The sequence below is a fragment of the Rhodopseudomonas sp. genome, from assembly GCF_048594845.1.
GTDB lineage: Bacteria > Pseudomonadota > Alphaproteobacteria > Rhizobiales > Xanthobacteraceae > Rhodopseudomonas.
Map to the genome: position 1 here is coordinate 1 of NZ_JBMDXE010000009.1, position 19,896 is coordinate 19,896.

Below are 19,896 nucleotides of genomic sequence, written 5' to 3' on the forward strand. Positions count from 1 at the left end.
CTCCATTTCTCCAGCGGCAGCGACAGCAGCACGATGGCCACGCCGAGGCCGAGCACGGTGCCGAGAATGCGATGGAGCTGCCGGTTCCAGATCGCGCGTACCGACATGCCCTGGATTACCGCCAGGCAGCTGACCGGCACCCAATAAGGCCGGTCGAGCTGAAGTGTCTGTGCGATCGCCAGCGCGACGCCGACCGCGGCGCCGATCAGCACCGAGTCGAGCACGACGACGTCGAAGTCCAGCGGCTGGAGCGGCTCGACCGGAGCCGGAGTCCGGATGCGCAACGCGATCAGCGAATACAGGAAGGCGATCTGGGTCGACAGCAGACTGCCGAGCGCGAACAGCCCGGCCTTCAGCGGCAACTGCATCAGGTCGCTTGGCGTGTAGGCGGCGATCGAGGCGGCCATCACGAAGAACAGGCTGCCGGGCGGGCCGACCCGATAATAGCGGCAGACCATCGTCACCAGGATGGCCGTCAGCGTGATCGCCGGCACCAGCAGAAACGGCAGCAGGTGCACGATCAGCCCGACAACGTAGCAGCCGAGAAAGCCGAACGCACAGGCCATCATCGTCACCATGCGATGATGCAGCGGCGTGCGCGGCAGATACAGGAACGCCATGCCGCCCAGCGACGACACCAGCCCGTAGTCGAGATGGTCGAAGTACGCCCCGATCAGCATCGGCAGACCGGCGGCGAGCGCGACCGAGGCCGGCATCTGCCATGGGCGATCGCTCGGATTGATGGTGACGAGCGCACGCCATTCCTCGTGCGCCAGAGACTTCAGTCTGTGCCACGTCCAGTGATGCCGCATCGGAGATCAGAGGCCCTGTCGAAGTCGCGCGAGCACTTTGAGGCCGCCATAGCCGTCGGCCGGCGTCAGGCCGGCGCGGGTCTGGAAGTCGCGCACCGCCTTCATGGTGTCGTTGCCGACGCGGCCGTCGGTGCCGCCGGTGTCGAAGCCGGCGCGGGTCAGCCGGGTCTGCATCTCCTGCACCTCAGCGAGCGTCAGCGCACGCTCCGAGCCGGGGAACGGCTGTGCGAACGGCCCGGCGCCGAGGATGCGGTCGCCGAGATGACAGATCGCGAGCGCGTAGTTCATCGACGGATTGTAGCTGCGCACGGCATAGAAGCTCGGCCCGAGCAGGAATTGCGGGCCGCCCGCAACCGGCACCCACATCGTCGCGCTGGCCTGCGGGTCTGGAAACGGCTCGCCGTCGACACGGGTGACGCCGGAGCGCGACCACGCGAGATAGGACCGGCTGCCGCTGATCGATCCGCCGGGACCGCGCACCTCGTAGCCCCAATGCTCGCCGCGGTGATACTTGCCGCGGTTGACCAGATATTTCGCCGTCGAGCCGAGCGCGTCGTCGGGTCGGCCGAACGGCGAGACGCGGCCGTCGCGATCGTAATCGATGCCGACATTGAGCCAGACTTCGGGCATCCATTGGGTGTGGCCCATCGCGCCGGCCCATGAGCCGCGCATCTCTTCCGGCGTCGACCAGCCCTTGTCGACGATCTTGAGCGCGTTGATCAGTTCTGTTTCCCAATAGGCCTTGCGGCGCGGCTCGTTCCAGGCAAGCGCCGCGAGCGAGGGAAACACCGGCCGCATATGGTTCTGCTGCACCAGCGGATCGCCATAGGCGCTCTCGACGCCCCACAGCGCCAACAGCGTGCCGCGCTCAACGCCGTAGTCCCGTTCGATACGGGCGAACAGCGGCTCGTTCTTCCTCAGTGCGTCGCGACCATTGGTGATGCGCCAGTCGGAGACGCGGCGGTTGATGTACTGCCAGAGCTGCTCGTTGAACTCGGGCTGCTTCTGGAAATTCTTGAACACGCTCATGTCCGGCTCGAGCCGGCTCATCACGCGGTCCCAGGTCTGCGGCGAGGTCCCCTTGGCCAGCGCGCGGGCGCGAAACCGATCCCGCCACTCGTCGAAACCGGCCGGCGCGGCTTCCGCCGCAAACGGCAGCAGCACGGCCGCGCCGAGCGCAGATTGCAGCAGGCGGCGGCGGGTCGGTCGGAATTGGGAATCGAACCAGGTCATTGCCGCAGTCTAGCGGCTTTGGCCAAGTCCGACAAAACCGACGGTGGTCGACAGCGATGACGAGCGCAGACAGAAAGCTAAAAGTTCCTGCGTTCAGGCGCGGCACAATGCCCCGCGACAGTCTCTTGTACCGTCACCGTGTCTGCCCAATTCCTAGGGCCAATCACCCCACCGTATCGCCGGCCTCCCGGTGAATCGTCCATCCGGAGCACCGCTGCGTGCAAGACTTCCAAGAGTTCACCACGCCAGATCGCGTCGAGCCGGCGCCCGATGATGATGTCGGCGGAGCCGGCGAAGACCCCGCTGCCAAACCAGTATCCTCACGCCGTCTGCTGGTTGTGGTCAATCCAGGTAGCCGCTCGGGTGCCCAGGCTATCGGCCTCGCTGGCGCACGGCTCAGTGCGGCCGGGTTCGACCTGGTGCTGTCCGCGCCGTGCAGCCGGCATGAGGTCGGGCCATGGATCGAGGCCCATGCTGAGGGAGCGCAGGCGGTCGTCGTCGCCGGCGGCGACGGCACGCTGAACGCAGTGGCGGAGACTCTGGTGAAGACCAAGCTGCCGCTCGGCGTCATCCCGGCCGGTACCGCCAATGATCTCGCGCGCTCGCTTGGCCTGCCGCTCGACATGGAGAAGGCGGCCGACGTGATTGTCGCCGGGCATCGCAAGCAGATCGATCTCGGCGACGTCAATGGCCACAAGTTTTTCAATGTCGCGAGCGTCGGGCTCAGCGCCGATCTCGCCCGCGAACTCAGCGGCGAGATCAAGCGGAAGTTCGGCCGTATCAGCTACGCGATCACTGCCGCGAAGGTGCTCGGCAAGGCGCGGCCGTTCCGCGCCTCGATCGTCTCCGAAGAGGGCTCGGTACTGGTCCGAACGATGCAAATTGCGGTCGGCAACGGCCGCTACTACGGCGGCGGCATGGCGGTCGAGCACACTGCCGAGATCGACGACGGTCAGCTCGATCTATACTCGCTGGAATTCGGCCGGGTCTGGAAGTTGCTGGCGCTGGCCTATGACTTCCGCCGCGGCCGGCACGGACTCTGGCGCGAGGTTCGCTCCGCCCGAGGTTCGTCGTTCGAAGTCCGCACCCGCAAGCCGCGACCGGTCAATGCCGACGGCGAGCTGGTGACGTTCACGCCGGCGCAATTCTCTCAGCTCCGCAAGGCCGTCACGGTGTTCGTGCCGAAGCAGACTTTGGCCTGACCTTGTCTCAAGGCAGCGTCTCGTCCGGCCCGGCGCGGGCGACCGCAGGCGCGGCAGGAGCGGGCGTGAGATCGCGGCCGCGGCCGCCGATCAGTCGCTCGTAGGATGCGACCAGCGTGGTGTAAGGATTGACCCAGAGCCAGCCGTCCGGCGTGAACACCTGGACGTCGAAATGCAGATGGCGCGTCGTGCCGTTGGGGAAATCCAGATAGTTGCTGACCACACCGAAGCGCTCTCCCTCGGCCAGCCGGCGGCCGCTCAGCACGCCGTCCTCGTCGAGCGTGGCCGGGTTCATGTGCATGTAGCGGAAGCGGATGTGCTCACGCTCGGTGTTCACCTGCAGCGTGACCGCTTGTTGCTTGAGCGAACGGATCAGCACGCCGTCGCGCACCGCGACCACGCCTTGCTGCTTGACGTCGCAATCCTGCTGATCGGGTCGACAAGAGCCAGGACGAATATCCTGGCCCTGATGGCCGTAACCCAGCGCGCACTGGCCGACGCCGAAGCTGCGGCTCTCGCAGAAATTGTCGCGCCAGGGATACGAGAACGGGCTGGCACCGCCGTCGTCGGCACGCGGCATGAATGATTGCGACCGAGCATAGGCCGGAGCTTTCTCGATCGGAAAGCGGATCTGCGCATACACGGTCGAGTCGGGACGTCCGTCCTGCTTGCGAAAGCCGGAGCCGGCGATGATTTCGCCGCTCGGCCAATAGGTGAACTCGTCCGACTGGACGGTGGGGCGCTCCGCCGGCGTCGCAGCAAGATCGCGCAGCGGACGCCGGGGTTGACCGCCGGCGACATGCAGCGCTCGGAGAAAGCGCTCGGCAACCGGCGCGGCCTCGCGACAGGCAAGGCGGCGCGCCCGCGGCACGGAGTCGAGACACTGGACCGACACCACATAGGCTGCGCCGAAGCGAGTGAAGGCGTAGCGGAGATAGCCTTCACGGATGAAGCGCCGCAGGTCCGGGTACTGGGCGGCCAGCGCCTTGACCGGCTCACCCTTGCCGCCGAGCGGATCGCTGATGTCGTAGATTAGACGCGAGCCGGTGATCTGGATTTCAACGGACCGAGCAAAGACGCGGGCTGGCAGGTCCATGCTCGCGCTTGAGTCCAGCGTGAACATCGCGTTGTAACCTGCTGGACCGGCGTGGAACATTGCCGTTTCAAATCCGGCCTGGACGGCTGGCAGAGCGGGGCTGTCCGGGGCGGGATCCGGATCAGCACCCAGCAGCGCCGCCGCATCGAACGGCAGCAGAGCAGGGACTGAGCTCTGCTCGATACTTGGGAAGAAGCGCCCCGCGATCGCATTGAGCCTAACCAGCGCCGGGGTGCGGCGTGGATCATACGCCGGCATGCCGTGACGGCCGCTGAACACGAATTCGCCGGCGACGGACGGATAGAGCGACAACTCGGCCCGCAATTGATCGAGCGCGGCGCGCCAGTCGACGCGAAGGGCCGTCAAGGTCGGCGTGCTGAACTCCTCGGCGGTTGCCGGACGGACAGCGAAGGCCGCGACCAGTAGCAGGGCGCCCAACCTTCGCAGATATCTCGGTCCGACCGCCCCTCGGCTCAAACGTCATGCCTCCCATTCGTGCAGGAGGTAAATCTAGCTATATTTTGGGCTGCTAGCCAAGTGCGGTGCGGTGACAGGGTGCGGTTAAACGAAAAAGCCCGCCGTGACGGCGGGCTTCAATCCGTTTGCGAGGATGAGGATTCGCCTCAGTCCTTGGCGCGCTCGACGTAGGAGCCGTCTTCGGTCAGCACGACGATGCGGGTGCCGGTGCCGATGTGCGGCGGGACAGCGGTGCGGACGCCGTTTGACAGCACGGCCGGCTTGTAGGACGAGGACGCGGTCTGGCCCTTGGTGACCGGCTCAGTGTCGACCACTTCGAGCGTGGCGCGTTGCGGCAAAGTGATGGCAACGGCGGTGGTGTCGTGCATCGACAGCTTCACCACCATGTTCTCCTGCAGATACGGCGCGGAGTTGCCGACCACGTCCTTGGCGACCTGGACCTGATCAAAGGATTCCGGCTCCATGAAGTGGAAGCCTTCGCCGTCTTCATACAGGAACGTGTAATTGCGCTCTTCGATGGTGACCTTCTCGACCTGGTCGGTGGTCTTGTAGCGCTCCGAGATCTTCACGCCGTCGCTGATTCGGCGCATTTCGATCTGGCTGACCGGGGTGCCCTTGCCGGGATGGATGTTTTCGGCCGACAGGACGACGTAAAGCTTCCCATCTTGCTCAAGGACGTTGCCCTTGCGAATAGAACTGGCGATGACTCTCAAAGGAATGTTTCCTGTGGTTCAGGTCCGGGCCCGATCCGGGCATTGGTATCCCGAGGCCTGCGAAGCGGTTTCGGGCCGCAACATACTCATTTGGCCCGCTTATGCCAGCGTTTTGCGCTTTTTCGCGGGATCGACTTGAGATGCACGACCACGCCGCAATCTCGCCCTGGTGGGACCCTGCCAAATATCTGGACCGCAAGCCGTTTCTTCGCTCGCGCAGCGCCGTGACCCGGGCCGTCCGCGACTGGTTCGCGGCTGCGGATTTCGCCGAGGTCGAGACCGCGATCCTGCAGCGGTCGCCGGGGAACGAGACCCATCTGCACGCGCCAAAGACCGAACTGCTCGGCGCCGATGGCGAGCGGCGGGCGTTGTATCTGCGGACCTCGCCGGAATTCGCCTGCAAGAAGCTGCTGGCGGCGGGCGAAACCAGGATCTTCGAATTCGCCCGCGTGTTCCGGGATCGCGAGCGCGGCCGGCTGCACCTGCCTGAGTTCACCATGCTGGAATGGTACCGCGCCGGCGAGCCTTACGAGGCGGTGATCGCCGATTGCGTCGCGCTGATCGCGCTGGCGGCGCGCACCACCGGCATCGGCGCATTCGCGTATCGCGGTCGCAGCGTCGATCCGCTGGCGGCGCCGGAGATGGTGACGGTCGCAGCCGCGTTCGAGCGCTTCGCCGGAATCGATCTGCTCGCCACCATCCGCGGCGGCCAGGGTGATCGCGCCGCGCTGGCTCGCGCGGCGGATAGCAAGGTGCGCGTCACTGATGACGATACCTGGTCGGACATCTTCAGCAAGGTGCTGGTCGAACATGTCGAGCCGCGGCTCGGGGAAGGGCGGCTCACCGTGCTGCACGAATATCCGGCGCCGGAAGCGGCGCTGGCGCGGACCAAGGCCGGCGACCCACGCGTCGCCGAGCGTTTCGAGGTCTATGCCTGCGGTGTCGAACTCGCCAACGGTTTTGGCGAACTCACCGATGCCGCCGAGCAGCGGCTGCGCTTCGCCGCCGAGATGAACGAGAAGCAGCGCCGCTACGGCGAGCGCTATCCGCTCGACGAGGATTTTCTCGCCGCGGTGGCGCATATGCCGGAGGCGAGCGGTGTCGCGCTCGGCTTCGACCGGTTGGTGATGCTGGCGACCGGCGCCAGCAGCGTCGATCAGGTGGTGTGGACACCGCCGGCCGGTGAGGCGTCATGACCAAGATCACCCGCCTGCAGCCGCCGGCCGCCGCGACGCTGCGCCGTGCCGACGATCTGATCGCGCAAGGTCTCGTATCCGCCGCCGCGCGCGATGATCTCGACCGCGTCGCGCAGCGCTACGCTATCGCGCTGACGCCAGACGTCGTCGCGTTGATCGATCCGACCGATCCGAACGATCCGATCGCGCGGCAATACATTCCGCAGGTCGACGAACTCGTGTCGCTGCCGATCGAGCGCGACGACCCGATCGGCGATACTCCGCATTCGCCGGTCGAAGGCATCGTGCACCGTCATCGCGACCGCGTGTTGCTCAAGCTGGTGCATGTCTGCGCGGTGTATTGCCGGTTCTGTTTCCGCCGCGAAACGGTGGGGCCGGGCAAGGACAACGCGCTGTCGCGCGAGGCGACGACGGCGGCGCTGGACTACATTCGTGCGCATACGGAAATCTGGGAGGTGATCTTCACCGGCGGCGATCCGCTGGTGCTGTCGCCGCGCCGGCTCGCCGAGATCATGGCCGAACTCGCCACCATCCCGCATCTCAAGATCATCCGCTTTCACACCCGGCTGCCGGTGGTCGATCCGGCGCGGATCGATTCGGCGCTGCTGCAGGCGCTGCGCGTGCTCGGCAAGACCGTGTGGATGGCGCTGCACGCCAACCATCCGCGCGAACTCACGCCTGCTGCCCGCGCCGCGTGCGCGCGGCTGATCGATGCCGGCATCCCGATGGTCAGCCAATCGGTGCTGCTGCGCGGCGTCAACGACGATCCGGCGACGCTCGAGGCGCTGATGCGCGCCTTCGTCGAATGCCGCATCAAGCCGTATTACCTGCACCACGCCGACCTTGCGCCGGGCACCGCGCATCTGCGCACCACGCTGGCCGAGGGCCAGGCGCTGCTGCGCGCGCTGCGGGGCCGCGTCTCCGGGCTGTGCCAGCCGGAATACGTGCTCGACATCCCGGGGGGCTACGGCAAGGCGCCGGTCGGCCCCAACTATTTGGACGTCGTTGATGGAACCGGCGCGGATTCGCGCTATCATGTCGCCGACTATTGCGGCGACGTGCATCTCTATCCGCCCGCGCCCGAATGAGCGTCGGTCGGCCGCAACCATGGCCGGCAACCGCCGAGGTGAATGAGCGTTGAGATGCGTTCGACACCGCGCCGTCTCTCTGGGCGTGCGTGGTCGAGGAAGACAGGCGAAAGACACAAGCCGCAGTTCTGCGCGGCTCACTTGTCGAACGATCAGGCGGCGTGAGGCCGGCATGACCGTTCGTTTCGGAAGGGAAGATCCCATGAAGACACTGATCATCGCCACCACCGTCTTGACCCTCATGGGCGGCGCGGCCGCGCTGGCGCAGTCCGGGTCGGGCGGTGCGGGCGGAGGCATGAGCGGCGGTGCAGGCGGCGTGGGCGGCCCTGCCAACCCCAGCGTGCCGCCGGCGCTGTCCTCGGATCAGCGCGTCACCGGGCAGGCGCCGATCGGCCATCGCCAGCCGCGCCGCGGCGACGTATCGGAGCCGGCGGGTTCGCTGGATCAGCAGGATCCGGCCGATGCCGCGCTCGACCGCAAGATCAAGAGCATCTGCCGCGGCTGCTGACCGCGGCAAACGCTGTCTTTCAAGCCTCAGGCCTTGTTTCGGGCGGCCAGCGCCAGCGCGATCAGCGATGTGCCGCCGAACACCAGATTGATGCCGACCAGGAGGCCGATCGCCCAGGCGGCAGTGCCCGGCCATCCCGAGATGATGATGAACGCCACCAGGATGTCGAGCACGCCTGCGGCGAGCATCCAGCCCCAGCGCTCCGACAGCCGGCCGCGATGCTGGAGTGCGTACATGATGGTGGCGACGCCTTCGGCGAGGAAGTAGATGCCGATCACGAAGGTGAGGGTGAGAATGCCCTGCACCGGCATTGCGATCAGCACCACGCCGGCGGCGATGGCCAGAACTGCCGAGATCAGCGACCACCAGAAGCCGGGCGCCTGCCGGGCCCAGAAGCTGAACACCAAGCCGGCGATGCCGCTGATCAGGAACATCCAGCCGAGCAGAATGGTGATCGTGAGGCTCGCCAGCAGCGGCAGCAGAATCGCGGCGAAGCCGAGGATCAGCAGCAGGATGCCTTCGATCAGATAGGCCTTCCAATGCTTCTGGATCGTCGCGTCGACAGCGGCCTGGAGCCGCTCGGAATCGTTCGGGAGTGTCATACGAATCTCCTGCAGCGTGGGTGGTGCCCGACCTTACTCCGTGAGTGGTGACGCGACGGAAAATGTTCGCGGTCATCACTCGAACGAGAAGGTGCTTCTCAAGTGCGGTGGCGTCGGCGACTTGGCTGATCTGACGCCGGCTGCTGTACGCGACGGCGTCCCGCTTGCTTTATCTCAACATTCCAAGTCCTGAATGCGGTATGTTGATGTGGCAGGCGATTGGTTCGCAGCCGATTCGCCGAGGCTTTGAGGCTGAGGACGTGATGCCCGAGAGGCGAAGACCACGCTGTACGGCCTGCGGAACGCGCACAGCACTCGCGCGCATCTCGCCGATCGAACTGGTCCACGAGCTACGCACGTTCGAATGCTGCGGCTGCGGCCAGGTCGACCGCTACGCCGTCAAGACCGGGCCGGACTCCTACTGGCTTCTGCTATCCGACTCCGGCGGCGCACAAGCGCGCGCTGACAGCGGCGCCCGCTAAATATCATCAGCCGCATCTGCGCTACGCGTTGATCTGCTCGACGTGAATTCGATGAAAAGGAATGTGGACGACCACGGAGCAGATGAGTCTGCTGCGGGGGCGGTCGGATCCGCGTCGGATTTCGTTAATGCAACGTAAACCAGGATTGCTCGCATCGAGGCCCAAGGAGGCGCGTCGACGAAGTCATATCCAGAAAGCAAGAGAAGGGTGGCGCTCCCTAGCGGAATCGAACCGCTCTCTCCACCGTGAAAGGGTGGCGTCCTAACCGATAGACGAAGGGAGCGAAGCCGCTTGGCTTGCGATCCTGATGTGAATCGCCGGGCCCGCGGAACGCACGGTCTATAGCGCAATCGTCAGCCGGATCAACAAGATATGGCGATCGGCGGGCAGTGCGGCCGTGTCGTCCGGGAGGTCCCCGGCGGCAGCGGCGGCCGAACGTATAGTGGCGTTTGCGAGGCCCGGCAAGTCCGCCGCGTCAAGAACCGACAATACCCCGAAATTTCGATCAATTTTGCAACGTTTTTTCAATGTCGCGGACCTACACCGGCTGCGACGGAGCAAGACATGGCGAAAGAGCGCAGCAAACGAGATCAACGCCGATCGGTTCGGCAGAGCGGCTGGATTACGCTGGACGGCGGATTCGCGGCGCGGCCCTGCGAGGTCGTCGATCTGTCGACGACCGGCGCGAAGCTCACCATCGCCGATGCGATCTCGCTCGGGCCGAAGCTGCGGCTGGCGTTTTCGCGCGATGCACGCACCGGTCGGAACTGCGAAGTGGTTTGGCGAGAGGGCACCACCGTCGGCGTCAAGTTCGTCACCTGAGCGGCCCCGTATCGCATCCGCGTCACTAGCAATGATCAAGCAAAAAGGCCCCGCGCCAAAGCGGGGCCTTTTGTTCTAATTCAGAGCGTCGATGCGATCGATCGTCAGCGGCCGAAGAACAGCCAGAGAAGAATGATCACCGGGATCGGTACACCGAGCATCCAGAGAAGTAGTCCGCGTGCCATTGTCAGCCTCCGTTGATTTCACAACCAACGCCATCCGATAGCGCTGGTTCCGGGAGGCGGGCGGGTTTTAAACCGCAGGGTTGTGGAACAAAACCGCGTGGTGGCGCACGTCCTGCGGCGAACTAATCGTTGGTGCTTACCAGTGGCCGGTGTTGGGCATCGACAGCCACGGCTCCTGCGGCGGCAGTGCTGCGCCTTTCTGCAGAAACTCGATCGAGTGCAGGTCGGGCGAGCGCACGAACGCCATCTGGCCGTCGCGTGGCGGACGGTTAATGGTGATGCCAAGCTTCATCAGCCGCTCGCAGGTCGCGTAGATGTCGTCGACCTCATAGGCGAGGTGGCCGAAATAGCGGTCCTCGCCGTAGCTCTCTTCGTCCCAATTGTAGGTCAGTTCGATCGTCGGGGCGGGGCGACCGGCCGATTGCTTCACCAGCGCCTCGTCGTCCGACGCGCACAGAAACACCAGGGTGAAGCGGCCCTTCTCATTGTCGATGCGGCGGACCTCCTTGAGGCCGAGCGCGTCACTGAAGAACTTCAGCGCGGCATCGAGATTGCGGACACGCAGCATGGTGTGCAGGTAACGCATTTGGTCTTGATCTCCAGTGAGGCGGTGCGGCCGATCTTGCGACGAAAGGGCCGCGAATGAAAGCGCCGGCCGATGCGGCCGTGCGGCACGAGGCGGCGGGGTTGCTATCGACAAATCAGGCCCCGCAGTGGTGCTGCGGGGCCTTCGCTGATCGACAATCGCATGCATGGGGAGTGCGGCGAAAAGACAACTCGCGCGGAGGCCCGCCGACGAAAAAGAGCCCCGCCTTGGAGGGCACGGGGCTCTTTCGGGGGAGGTCATCCGTAGAGACGCTCAGACTATCGGTGTGGTCACCCCCGGTTGCAATTCAAAAAAATGTGGGTTCGAATCCGTGCAGGGGGAACCGCGCGATCCCGGTCCCGTTCGAGTTCTCACCGGCACTTCGCCACCGGACCAGCCGGGGCCTGCTTGCGACCCAAGTGGCGAACTGCCATGGACTGATCTGCCGTGGATCGGCCCGCCAAGGACCCACGTGATTTCGGAATGCAGCAGCCATGATCGCACCCGACCTTCGCAGCGGAGTTGACCAGCTCGGCGACATGATCGCGCACGCCAAGGTGATCGTGCCGTTCACCGGGGCCGGCATTTCGACGGAGTCCGGCATTCCGGATTTCCGCTCGCCCGGCGGGCTGTGGACCCGCAATCGACCCATTCCGTTCGAGGAGTTCGTGGCGCGGCAGGATGCGCGGGACGAAGCCTGGCGCCGGCGGTTCGCGATGCAGTCGACCTTCGCGGCGGCACGGCCGAGCCGTGGTCATCGGGCGCTGGCGGCGCTCTACAAGGCCGGGAAGATTCCGGCAGTGGTGACGCAGAACATCGACAACCTGCATCAGGACTCCGGCTTCGCGCCGCACGATGTCATCGAACTCCACGGCAACACGACCTACGCGCGCTGCATCGGATGCGGCAAACGTCACGAACTCGACTGGGTGCGACAATGGTTCGAGCGCACCGGCAACGCGCCGCATTGCACGGCGTGCGATGAGCCGGTGAAGACCGCGACGGTGTCGTTCGGGCAGGCGATGCCGCCGGATGAAATGCGCCGCGCCACCGAGCTCGCGCAAGAATGCGATCTGTTTCTGGCGATCGGATCGTCGCTCGTGGTGTGGCCGGCGGCGGGCTTTCCGATGCTCGCCAAGGAGTCCGGCGCCAGGCTGGTGATCATCAACAACGAGCCGACCGATCAGGATGAGATTGCTGATCTGGTGATCCGTGCAGACATCGGCGAGACGCTCGGGCCGTTCGTTGGAAACTGAATCGTCGTTAATCCTCGTACGATTCGCAGGTATTCAACCCTGTTCATAGTCGTTGTCGCGCGCGTTTTTTGTCTTTGCCATGCGGGCCGGGGTGTTATCTTCGAATCACAGATTCGCGGCGGCGCAATCCTGATTAGTCGTGGAACCAAGGTTCACGGATTGCGGACGTCGCATAAGCGGCACGATAATTTTTTGACGCGCGGGGTCCGGGGTCATGGGGTCGGACGGTTTTGAGTCCAAAAAGCCAGGCGGCATGCCGGCAGTCGGCGTTGGACGGCCGGTGGCCGTCGAGTTCGCGCATCGCGACAGCGTCGGCAGTGCCTTCGCCGGGCTCGGAGACTCCGCGAGTCTGGTCGAGATCTCCGGCGTCATCAAATGGTTCGACGCTTCGAAGGGCTACGGCTTCATCGTCCCCGACAACGGCGCGGCGGATGTGCTGCTGCACGTCACGGTGCTGCGCCGCGACGGCTATCAGACGGCCTATGAGGGCGCCCGCATCATCGTCGAATGCGTACAGCGCGCGAAGGGCTATCAGGCGTTCCGTGTCGTTTCGATGGACGAATCGACCGCGATCCATCCTGCCCAGATGCTGCCGGCGCGTACCCATGTCAGCGTCACGCCGACTAGCGGCCTCGAGCGGGCGCAGGTGAAGTGGTTCAATCGGCTGCGCGGCTTCGGCTTCCTCACCTGCGGCGAGGGCACGCCCGATATCTTCGTTCATATGGAAACCCTGCGCCGCTATGGCATGACCGAGCTGCGTCCCGGCCAATATGTGCTGGTGCGGTTCGGGCCGGGCTCCAAGGGCATGATGGCCGCCGAGATCCAGCCGGAGAACGGCGCGCCGGGGCTGTCGTCGCACTGAGCTTGCGGCGTTCGCCGAGCGGTTCGGTCTGCACCCAGCGACTCGATCCTCAAATCAGCTCTGGCAACCCATCCCTCGCTGATCGCCGAGTTGTGAACGCTTGCCTTGCGCAAGCGCGCCGATCCACGCCGCGTGGTCTGGCCTTTGCCATCATCGGCGCGCTAAAGCGGTGTCGAGCAAAAGGGGAGAACACGCGGTTGTTCAACATCCTAGCGCTCGAGGTTCTCGTTCAATCAGAACCTGAACTGCTCTAGGCTGACGCGCATTCTCTCTCCGGGACGGACAGGTTGGATCAATGACGAGCTTTCGAATGGGTTGGAGCCTGCGCGCGCTGATCGCGATCGCGCTACCGGCGTTGGCCATGGTCGGTGGACCGGCGCAGGCGGCCAAGATGGAGACGCTGGAGATCGCGACCCAGACCGGGGTCCATGTGTTCAGCGTCGAGATCGCGACCACCGAGAAGGAGCGCGAGACCGGCCTGATGTATCGCAAGGAGCTGGCCGACGGGCAGGGAATGCTGTTCGACTTCCGACCCGAGCAGCAGGTGTCGATGTGGATGAAGAACACCTACATCTCGCTCGACATGATCTTCATCCGGGCCGATGGCCGGATCCTGCGCATTGCCGAGAACACCGAGCCGATGTCGACGCGGATCATCGCCTCCGGCGGCCCGGTGGCGGGCGTTCTGGAAGTCGCTGCCGGCACCGCCAAAAAGCTCGGCATCGCTCCCGGCGACCGCGTCGGCCATCCGCTGTTCAAGGGGCGGTGAAGCGGCCGCTTGATGGTCCGGGCTGAAGCGTGTATCGACGCTCATCGACACGGCCCGGGGTATAGCGCAGCCTGGTAGCGCGGCAGTTTTGGGTACTGCAGGTCGTTGGTTCGAATCCAGCTGCCCCGACCAGTCTTTATCAGCCGTCTGTCGGCATCATCGCGGGCCTAAGCCCGTTTCCGTCTCTGCCATCAGGTCTGACCCGCGCCCGCCGAAGGGGCTGCGGCCGGGCTGCCGACGTCCGTTCCGGCGGCCGCGACGGTCGATGCCGAGGCCGCCAGGCCCGCCGGCTGCGCGGCTTCCGTCTTGGCGACCGCGGGCCTCACCGGCTTGTCCTGCTTCTTCGACCAGGTGATGTAATGGGCGACCACCGTCATCAGCGTGATGCCCGAGACGCTGACGATGATCTGGGCCAGTAGCGAGCCGGAGCTCATCAACAGCTCGAAATGGCCGACGAAGGACAGGAACACGCCGACGCAGAACACCGCGAGGGACTGCTGGCCGCACTTGATCAGCGGATCGAAGATCGGCCATTCCAGCCCTTTCCAATCCTTCGGCACGAACCGGATCACCAGCACCACCAGCACGGCGAAGTGCAGGAAGCGATACGGCGCCAGGTTGGTCTTGTCGTTCGGATTGAAGGCGTCATACAGCCAGGTCGGGAACAGCTCGCCGAATGCCGAGAAGCGGCCGGCCATGGTCATCACCAGCGCGAACAGCATGTAGGCGATGCAGAACCACAGCATCGGACGGGAGTTGATGATCGAGCGCGAGCGGGTGGTGCCGCCGAGCGCGCACCAGGCGCCGAACACGAACAACAACTGCCAGCAGAACGGGTTGAAGTACCAGGTCCCCGACGGATAGGACGGCAAATTCCAGCCGAACTCGCGGGCGGCGAAGTACAGCGCGAACGAGCCGATCATCACCGCGTCGGGCCGGCGCAGCATCAGCCACAACACCGGCGGAAACAGCCCCATAAGCACGATGTAGAGCGGCAGCACGTCGAGATTGACCGGCTTGAACTTCAGCAGCAGGCCCTGGCGCAGCGTCTCGATCGGACTGTCGACAAGGCCGGCGACGTTGAACTCGTTGATGATGTCGGGATCGCTGAAGCGCTGGGCGACGTAGCCGATCGACACGATGTAGATCACGAAGAGTACAATGTGGGCGACGTAAAGCTGCCAGACCCGCTTGGTCAGGCGTGTGCCCCCGACGATGAAGCCGCGCTCCAGCATCATCTTGGCGTAGACGAACGAGGCGGTGTAGCCCGAGATGAAGACGAACAGGTCGGCGGCGTCGCTGAAGCCGTAGTTCCGCGTGGTGATCCAGTTCACCACGTTGTCGGGAATATGATCCAGGTAGATCGCCCAGTTGGCGACACCGCGGAACAGGTCCAGCCGCAGGTCGCGCCCCTTGCCCGGGAGAATTGCCTGAATTTGCATGAAGCCGCCGTCCGTCTGTTCACGAAATCAATGTGGTCCGGGACTGCTCGATTGTCACGGCGCCGGGGAGGGAATATACCCGATCAGAAACCAAGTCGCGGAGCGACCGATCAAGATTGACGGGATGGATCATGATCGCCCAGCTCTCGCGATCTTGAACGTTACACGATGAGCCGCGTTTTCACCAAACCGCCGCAATGCCGCACCTGACAGGCCAGAACCTTCGATGACCGCACGGATATTCAAGCCCGCCAAGAACGCCATGCAGTCCGGGACCGCGAAGACGCGGGACTGGCAGCTCGACTACGAACCCGAGCTGCCCCGGCAGATCGAGCCGTTGATGGGCTGGACCTCCTCCAGCGACATGCAGCAGCAGATCAGCCTGCGCTTCCACACCCGCGAGGAAGCCGTCGCCTATTGCGAGCGCGAGGGTATCCCATATCAGGTGATCGAGCCCAAGGATCCGGTCCGCCGACGCGCCGCCTACGCCGACAATTTCGCGTTCCGCCGCCCCGAGCCCTGGACGCACTGACTGGATTTTCGCGGACGCCTCGCCATCCGCAGCCAGCCTCTACAGAATCGCGCCCTTGCCAGGCCGGGCCAAATCTCCGCCTGGCCTGATGACCTCTCGGCACAAGCCCGCCGAGCGCCCGATTGCTATTCTCCGTGCATACATCTGATGACGAGAGGTTAGGGTTGCATCCCGCGCCCGCGCGGTGACACCATGCGCCCAACGCTTCGCCCGAAGCGAACCAGAACTGCCGGAAACGCCATGTCCCTGCACTCCAAAATCGATCCCGGCTCGGCCGATTTCGCGCGCAACAGCGACACCATGCGCGCGCTGGTGGCGGAGCTGAAGGACAAGCTCGCAGCTGTCGCCGGCGGTGGCGGCGAGGCGGCCCGCGCCAAGCACACGGCGCGCGGCAAGCTGCTCGCACGCGACCGCGTCGACCTGTTGCTCGATCCCGGCACTGCGTTTCTCGAATTGTCTCCGCTCGCCGCCAACGGGCTGTATGGCGGTGACGTGCATTCGGCCTCCATTGTCACCGGCGTCGGCCGGGTCAACGGCCGCGAATGCATGATCGTGGCCAACGACGCCACCGTGAAGGGCGGCACCTATTATCCGCTGACGGTGAAGAAACATCTGCGCGCGCAGGACATCGCGAGGCAGAACAACCTGCCGTGCATCTACATGGTCGATTCCGGCGGCGCCTTCCTGCCGCAGCAGGACGAGGTGTTTCCGGACGAACGGCATTTCGGCCGGATTTTCTTCAACCAGGCCAACATGTCGGCTGCAGGCATTCCGCAGATCGCGGTGGTGATGGGCTCGTGCACCGCCGGCGGCGCCTATGTGCCGGCGATGTCGGACGAGAGCATCATCGTGCGCAATCAGGGCACGATCTTCCTCGGCGGCCCGCCGCTGGTAAAAGCCGCCACCGGCGAAGTCGTCTCGGCCGAAGAACTCGGCGGCGCCGACGTGCATTCTCGCCAGTCCGGCGTGACCGATCACTACGCGCAGAACGACGCCCACGCGATCGGCATCGCGCGAAAAATCGTCGGCACGCTGAAGCCGCCGCAGCGGCCGGTGCTCAACATGCGGGAGCCGCGCGAGCCGCTGTATCCGGCCGAGCAACTCTACGGCATCGTGCCGGCGGAGAGCCGCAAGCCGTTCGACGTGCGCGACATCATCGCGCGGATTGTCGATGGCTCCGAGTTCGACGAGTTCAAGAAGCTGTACGGCACCACGCTGGTGTGCGGCTTCGCCCATATCTGGGGCTTTCCGGTCGGTATCATCGCCAACAACGGCATCCTGTTCAGCGAAAGCTCGCTGAAGGGCGCGCATTTCATCGAGCTGTGCTGCCAGCGCGGCATTCCGCTGGTGTTCTTGCAGAACATCACCGGCTTCATGGTCGGCAAGAAATACGAAGCCGGCGGCATCGCCCGCGACGGCGCCAAGCTGGTGACGGCGGTCGCGACAGCCAACGTACCGAAGTTCACCGTGGTGATCGGCGGCTCCTACGGCGCCGGCAATTACGGCATGTGCGGCCGCGCTTACTCGCCGCGCTTCCTGTGGATGTGGCCGAACGCGCGCATCTCGGTGATGGGCGGTGAGCAGGCCGCGATGGTGCTGAGCCAGCTCCGCCGTGACAACATCGAGGCCAAGGGCGGCACCTGGAGCACGGAGGAGGAGGAGGAATTCCGCTCGCCGATCCGCGCGCAATACGAGACCCAGGGCAGCCCTTACTACGCGACAGCGCGGCTGTGGGACGACGGCGTGATCGACCCCGCCGACACGCGGCTGGTGCTCGGCCTTGGACTGTCCGCATCGAGCAATGCGCCGATCGAGCCGACGAAGTTCGGCCTGTTCCGGATGTGATGAGCAGGACCTGATGATGACCAAACCAGCCCTGTATCGCCGCTTCCGCACGCTCTTGATCGCCAACCGCGGCGAGATCGCCTGCCGCGTCATCCGCACCGCCCGCGCCATGGGCCTGCGCACCGTCGCGGTGTATTCCGAAGCCGACGCTGGCGCGCAGCATGTCAGCGAGGCCGACGACGCCGTGCTGCTCGGCGCGGCCAAGGCGGCCGACAGTTACTTGAACATCGCGCGGATCATCGAGGCGGCGAAGCAAACCGGCGCCGAGGCGGTGCATCCCGGCTATGGCTTCCTGTCCGAGAGCGCCGAGTTCGCGCAGGCCTGTGCGGACGCTGGCCTGGTCTTCGTCGGGCCGACGCCGGAGATGATCACCGCGATGGGCTCGAAGTCGGGCTCCAAGGCGCTGATGGAAAAGGCCGGCGTGCCGCTGGTGCCGGGCTATCACGGCGCCGCGCAGGACGATGCGACGCTGGCCGGCGCCGCCGACAAGATCGGCTTCCCGGTGCTGGTCAAGGCTTCGGCCGGCGGCGGTGGCCGCGGCATGCGCGTGGTGCGCAAGGCGGAGGAGTTGTCCGACGCGATCGCCAGCGCCAAGCGCGAGGCCAAGGCGGCGTTCGGTGACGACACGCTGCTGATCGAGAAGTATGTCGACAATCCCCGTCACATCGAGGTGCAGATCGTCGGCGACAGCCACGGCAATCTGGTGTCGCTGTTCGAACGCGAATGCACGCTGCAGCGGCGCCACCAGAAGGTGATCGAGGAGGCGCCATCGCCGACGCTGGACTCCGCCGGGCGCGAGAAAGTCTGCGAGGCAGCGCGCCGTGCGGCCGGCGCGGTGAACTACGTCGGCGCCGGCACCATCGAGTTCGTCTCCGACGGCAAGGACGTGTTTTTCATCGAGATGAACACCCGCCTGCAGGTCGAGCATCCCGTCACCGAATTGATCACCGGTGTCGATCTGGTCGAATGGCAGCTGCGCGTCGCCTTCGGCGAAACATTGCCGATGACGCAGGACCAGATCAAACTGAACGGTCACGCCATCGAGGCGCGGGTCTATGCGGAGAATCCCGACAAGAATTTCATGCCTTCAGTCGGCCGCATTTCCGCCTGGAGGATGCCGCACCAAATCGGAGGTTTACGCATCGATTCCGGCTATCGTGCCGGCGATTTGGTGTCGCCGAATTACGATGCCATGCTGGCAAAAATCATCACCTGGGCGCCGACACGGGCCACCGCCATCGATGCGCTCGGCCGCGCGCTCGATGAGACCGATATCCGCGGCATCGTCACCAACACGGCGTTCCTGTCGAAGCTGGTCACGCATCCCGACGTGCGCGAGAACAACGTCACGACGGGGTTCATCGAGCGTGAGCTGGCTGCGTTGACGACGAGTGACGGCGCTGTCGGCGATCTCGAACTGGCGGCTGCGGTTGCTGCCATCATTGCGAGCGAGCAGGCCGCCGAACGAGGGAAACCACGGTCGCCATGGCAGACCGCAGGCTGGATGCCTGTTGGCCGGCGCAGCCGTCTGTTCAGGTTCAAGCGGGGGCAGGAAGAGTGGCCGGTGACGCTGCGCTATGGCAGTGGGGCGTCGCTGATCACCATCGGTGATCGCGATCTCGCTTATTCCGCCGGATCGACAAGTGATGGTGGGATCGACCTCGCGCTCGACGGCGTTCGGTCGCGCATCACGGGCATTGTCGAGGGCCACGAACTCTATGTGCGTACCCGCAACGGACGTTTCGATCTGCATTGGGTCGATCCATTCGGCGGTGACGACGAAGAGACAACCGGCGAGGACAAGATCGTCGCGCCGCTGCCCGGCACGGTTGTGGCGCTGCTGGCAGAGGAGGGCGCGACACTGGAGAAGGGCGCTGCGATCCTGACGCTGGAAGTCATGAAGATGGAGCAGACCTTGCGCGCGCCCTTTGCGGGCGTGCTGAAGCAGATTAAATGCAAGGTTGGTGATGTCGTCGGAGAAGGCACCGAGCTGGCTGAAATCGAGCCGAGCGCCTGATCTCTCCGGCCAATACGCAAGATTGGAATGCAATGAGCGATCAGGTTCGGATCATTGAAGTCGGGCCGCGCGACGGCCTGCAGAACGAGAAGGCACAGGTCAGCGTCGCCGACCGCATCGCGTTTGCGCGTGGCCTGTTCGAAGCGGGGCTGCATACGATCGAGGTCGGCT

At 64.9% G+C, this 19,896-nt stretch carries 19 protein-coding genes, 2 tRNA genes and 1 pseudogene; 14 read left to right on the plus strand and 8 right to left on the minus strand.

Translation table 11 applies throughout. From position 1 onward, the window contains the following. Together ACOJTD_RS00420 and ACOJTD_RS00425 are read right to left on the minus strand one after the other, a co-directional pair. On the minus strand, positions 1-812 hold an 812-nt coding region (locus ACOJTD_RS00420; RefSeq protein WP_420130977.1), incomplete at its 3' end, for an FUSC family protein. 6 nt (positions 813-818) lie between these two features. Then, positions 819-2,045, minus strand: a complete 1,227-nt coding sequence (locus ACOJTD_RS00425) for a lytic murein transglycosylase (RefSeq protein WP_420130978.1) — start codon at positions 2,043-2,045, stop codon at positions 819-821. Positions 2,046-2,263: 218 nt separating this feature from the next. On the opposite strand from ACOJTD_RS00425, the gene ACOJTD_RS00430 reads away from it, so the two are divergent. Next, positions 2,264-3,247: a lipid kinase gene (locus ACOJTD_RS00430; RefSeq protein ID WP_420130979.1), complete on the plus strand. Its 984-nt coding sequence runs from the start codon at positions 2,264-2,266 to the stop codon at positions 3,245-3,247. Positions 3,248-3,254: 7 nt separating this feature from the next. On the opposite strand, the gene ACOJTD_RS00435 is transcribed toward ACOJTD_RS00430, so the two are convergent. Beyond that, a complete protein-coding gene (locus ACOJTD_RS00435; RefSeq protein ID WP_420130980.1) occupies positions 3,255-4,820 on the minus strand; it encodes a M23 family peptidase in 1,566 nt (521 codons plus the stop codon). 146 nt (positions 4,821-4,966) lie between these two features. After that, positions 4,967-5,533, minus strand: a complete 567-nt coding sequence (gene efp / locus ACOJTD_RS00440; protein ID WP_054161581.1) for an elongation factor P — start codon at positions 5,531-5,533, stop codon at positions 4,967-4,969. A 140-nt stretch (positions 5,534-5,673) separates the two neighbouring features. Between efp and epmA the strand changes: the two genes are divergently transcribed. The 3 genes from epmA to ACOJTD_RS00455 all read left to right on the plus strand — a co-directional run bounded on the left by epmA (position 5,674) and on the right by ACOJTD_RS00455 (position 8,325). Next, the gene (gene epmA, locus ACOJTD_RS00445; protein ID WP_420130981.1) at positions 5,674-6,729 is read left to right on the plus strand and encodes an EF-P lysine aminoacylase EpmA; all 1,056 of its coding nucleotides are present in this window, start codon (positions 5,674-5,676) and stop codon (positions 6,727-6,729) included. Next, complete coding sequence (locus tag ACOJTD_RS00450; protein WP_420130982.1) at positions 6,726-7,817, plus strand: lysine-2,3-aminomutase-like protein; 1,092 nt, start codon at positions 6,726-6,728, stop codon at positions 7,815-7,817. The genes epmA and ACOJTD_RS00450 overlap by 4 nt, the downstream gene beginning before the upstream one ends. A gap of 202 nt (positions 7,818-8,019) precedes the next feature. After that, positions 8,020-8,325 (plus strand): hypothetical protein, encoded by a 306-nt coding sequence (locus ACOJTD_RS00455; RefSeq protein ID WP_420130993.1) that lies wholly within the window; start codon positions 8,020-8,022, stop codon positions 8,323-8,325. A gap of 26 nt (positions 8,326-8,351) precedes the next feature. Here ACOJTD_RS00455 and ACOJTD_RS00460 read toward each other — a convergent pair whose 3' ends face one another. Beyond that, positions 8,352-8,927 carry an HdeD family acid-resistance protein gene (locus ACOJTD_RS00460; RefSeq protein ID WP_420130983.1) on the minus strand — a complete coding sequence of 192 codons (576 nt, stop codon included), beginning with the start codon at positions 8,925-8,927 and terminating at the stop codon, positions 8,352-8,354. A 164-nt stretch (positions 8,928-9,091) separates the two neighbouring features. Between ACOJTD_RS00460 and ACOJTD_RS00465 the strand changes: the two genes are divergently transcribed. Then, complete coding sequence (locus ACOJTD_RS00465) at positions 9,092-9,409, plus strand: hypothetical protein (protein WP_420130984.1); 318 nt, start codon at positions 9,092-9,094, stop codon at positions 9,407-9,409. Positions 9,410-9,617: 208 nt separating this feature from the next. On the opposite strand, the gene ACOJTD_RS00470 is transcribed toward ACOJTD_RS00465, so the two are convergent. Continuing rightward, positions 9,618-9,692 (minus strand) — tRNA-Glu (locus ACOJTD_RS00470). A 281-nt stretch (positions 9,693-9,973) separates the two neighbouring features. On the opposite strand from ACOJTD_RS00470, the gene ACOJTD_RS00475 reads away from it, so the two are divergent. Next, complete coding sequence (locus tag ACOJTD_RS00475; RefSeq protein ID WP_420130994.1) at positions 9,974-10,231, plus strand: PilZ domain-containing protein; 258 nt, start codon at positions 9,974-9,976, stop codon at positions 10,229-10,231. A gap of 321 nt (positions 10,232-10,552) precedes the next feature. Here ACOJTD_RS00475 and ACOJTD_RS00480 read toward each other — a convergent pair whose 3' ends face one another. After that, entirely contained in the window at positions 10,553-11,002 is a 450-nt protein-coding gene (locus ACOJTD_RS00480) for a VOC family protein (RefSeq protein WP_420130985.1), read from the minus strand. Positions 11,003-11,496: 494 nt separating this feature from the next. Between ACOJTD_RS00480 and ACOJTD_RS00485 the strand changes: the two genes are divergently transcribed. The 4 genes from ACOJTD_RS00485 (at position 11,497) to ACOJTD_RS00500 (ending at position 14,021) form a co-directional block, all read left to right on the plus strand. Beyond that, positions 11,497-12,258, plus strand: a complete 762-nt coding sequence (locus tag ACOJTD_RS00485) for an SIR2 family NAD-dependent protein deacylase (protein WP_420130986.1) — start codon at positions 11,497-11,499, stop codon at positions 12,256-12,258. 214 nt (positions 12,259-12,472) lie between these two features. Next, on the plus strand, positions 12,473-13,120 hold the full coding sequence (locus ACOJTD_RS00490; RefSeq protein ID WP_420130987.1) for a cold-shock protein: 648 nt from the start codon (positions 12,473-12,475) through the stop codon (positions 13,118-13,120). Positions 13,121-13,415: 295 nt separating this feature from the next. Further along, positions 13,416-13,889 carry a DUF192 domain-containing protein gene (locus tag ACOJTD_RS00495; protein ID WP_420130988.1) on the plus strand — a complete coding sequence of 158 codons (474 nt, stop codon included), beginning with the start codon at positions 13,416-13,418 and terminating at the stop codon, positions 13,887-13,889. Between the two features lie 55 nt (positions 13,890-13,944). Beyond that, positions 13,945-14,021, plus strand: a tRNA-Pro gene (locus ACOJTD_RS00500). Positions 14,022-14,080: 59 nt separating this feature from the next. Here the strand turns inward: ACOJTD_RS00500 and ACOJTD_RS00505 are convergent. Continuing rightward, entirely contained in the window at positions 14,081-15,331 is a 1,251-nt protein-coding gene (locus ACOJTD_RS00505; protein WP_420130989.1) for an OpgC domain-containing protein, read from the minus strand. Between the two features lie 226 nt (positions 15,332-15,557). Between ACOJTD_RS00505 and ACOJTD_RS00510 the strand changes: the two genes are divergently transcribed. The 4 genes and pseudogenes from ACOJTD_RS00510 to ACOJTD_RS00525 form a co-directional block, all read left to right on the plus strand. Continuing rightward, on the plus strand, positions 15,558-15,863 hold the full coding sequence (locus ACOJTD_RS00510) for an ETC complex I subunit (RefSeq protein ID WP_420130990.1): 306 nt from the start codon (positions 15,558-15,560) through the stop codon (positions 15,861-15,863). Between the two features lie 240 nt (positions 15,864-16,103). Then, a complete protein-coding gene (locus tag ACOJTD_RS00515) occupies positions 16,104-17,708 on the plus strand; it encodes a carboxyl transferase domain-containing protein (protein ID WP_420130991.1) in 1,605 nt (534 codons plus the stop codon). Between the two features lie 16 nt (positions 17,709-17,724). After that, complete coding sequence (locus ACOJTD_RS00520; protein ID WP_420130992.1) at positions 17,725-19,725, plus strand: acetyl/propionyl/methylcrotonyl-CoA carboxylase subunit alpha; 2,001 nt, start codon at positions 17,725-17,727, stop codon at positions 19,723-19,725. Positions 19,726-19,757: 32 nt separating this feature from the next. Further along, a pseudogene (locus ACOJTD_RS00525) lies at positions 19,758-19,896 on the plus strand (hydroxymethylglutaryl-CoA lyase); the annotation flags it as partial.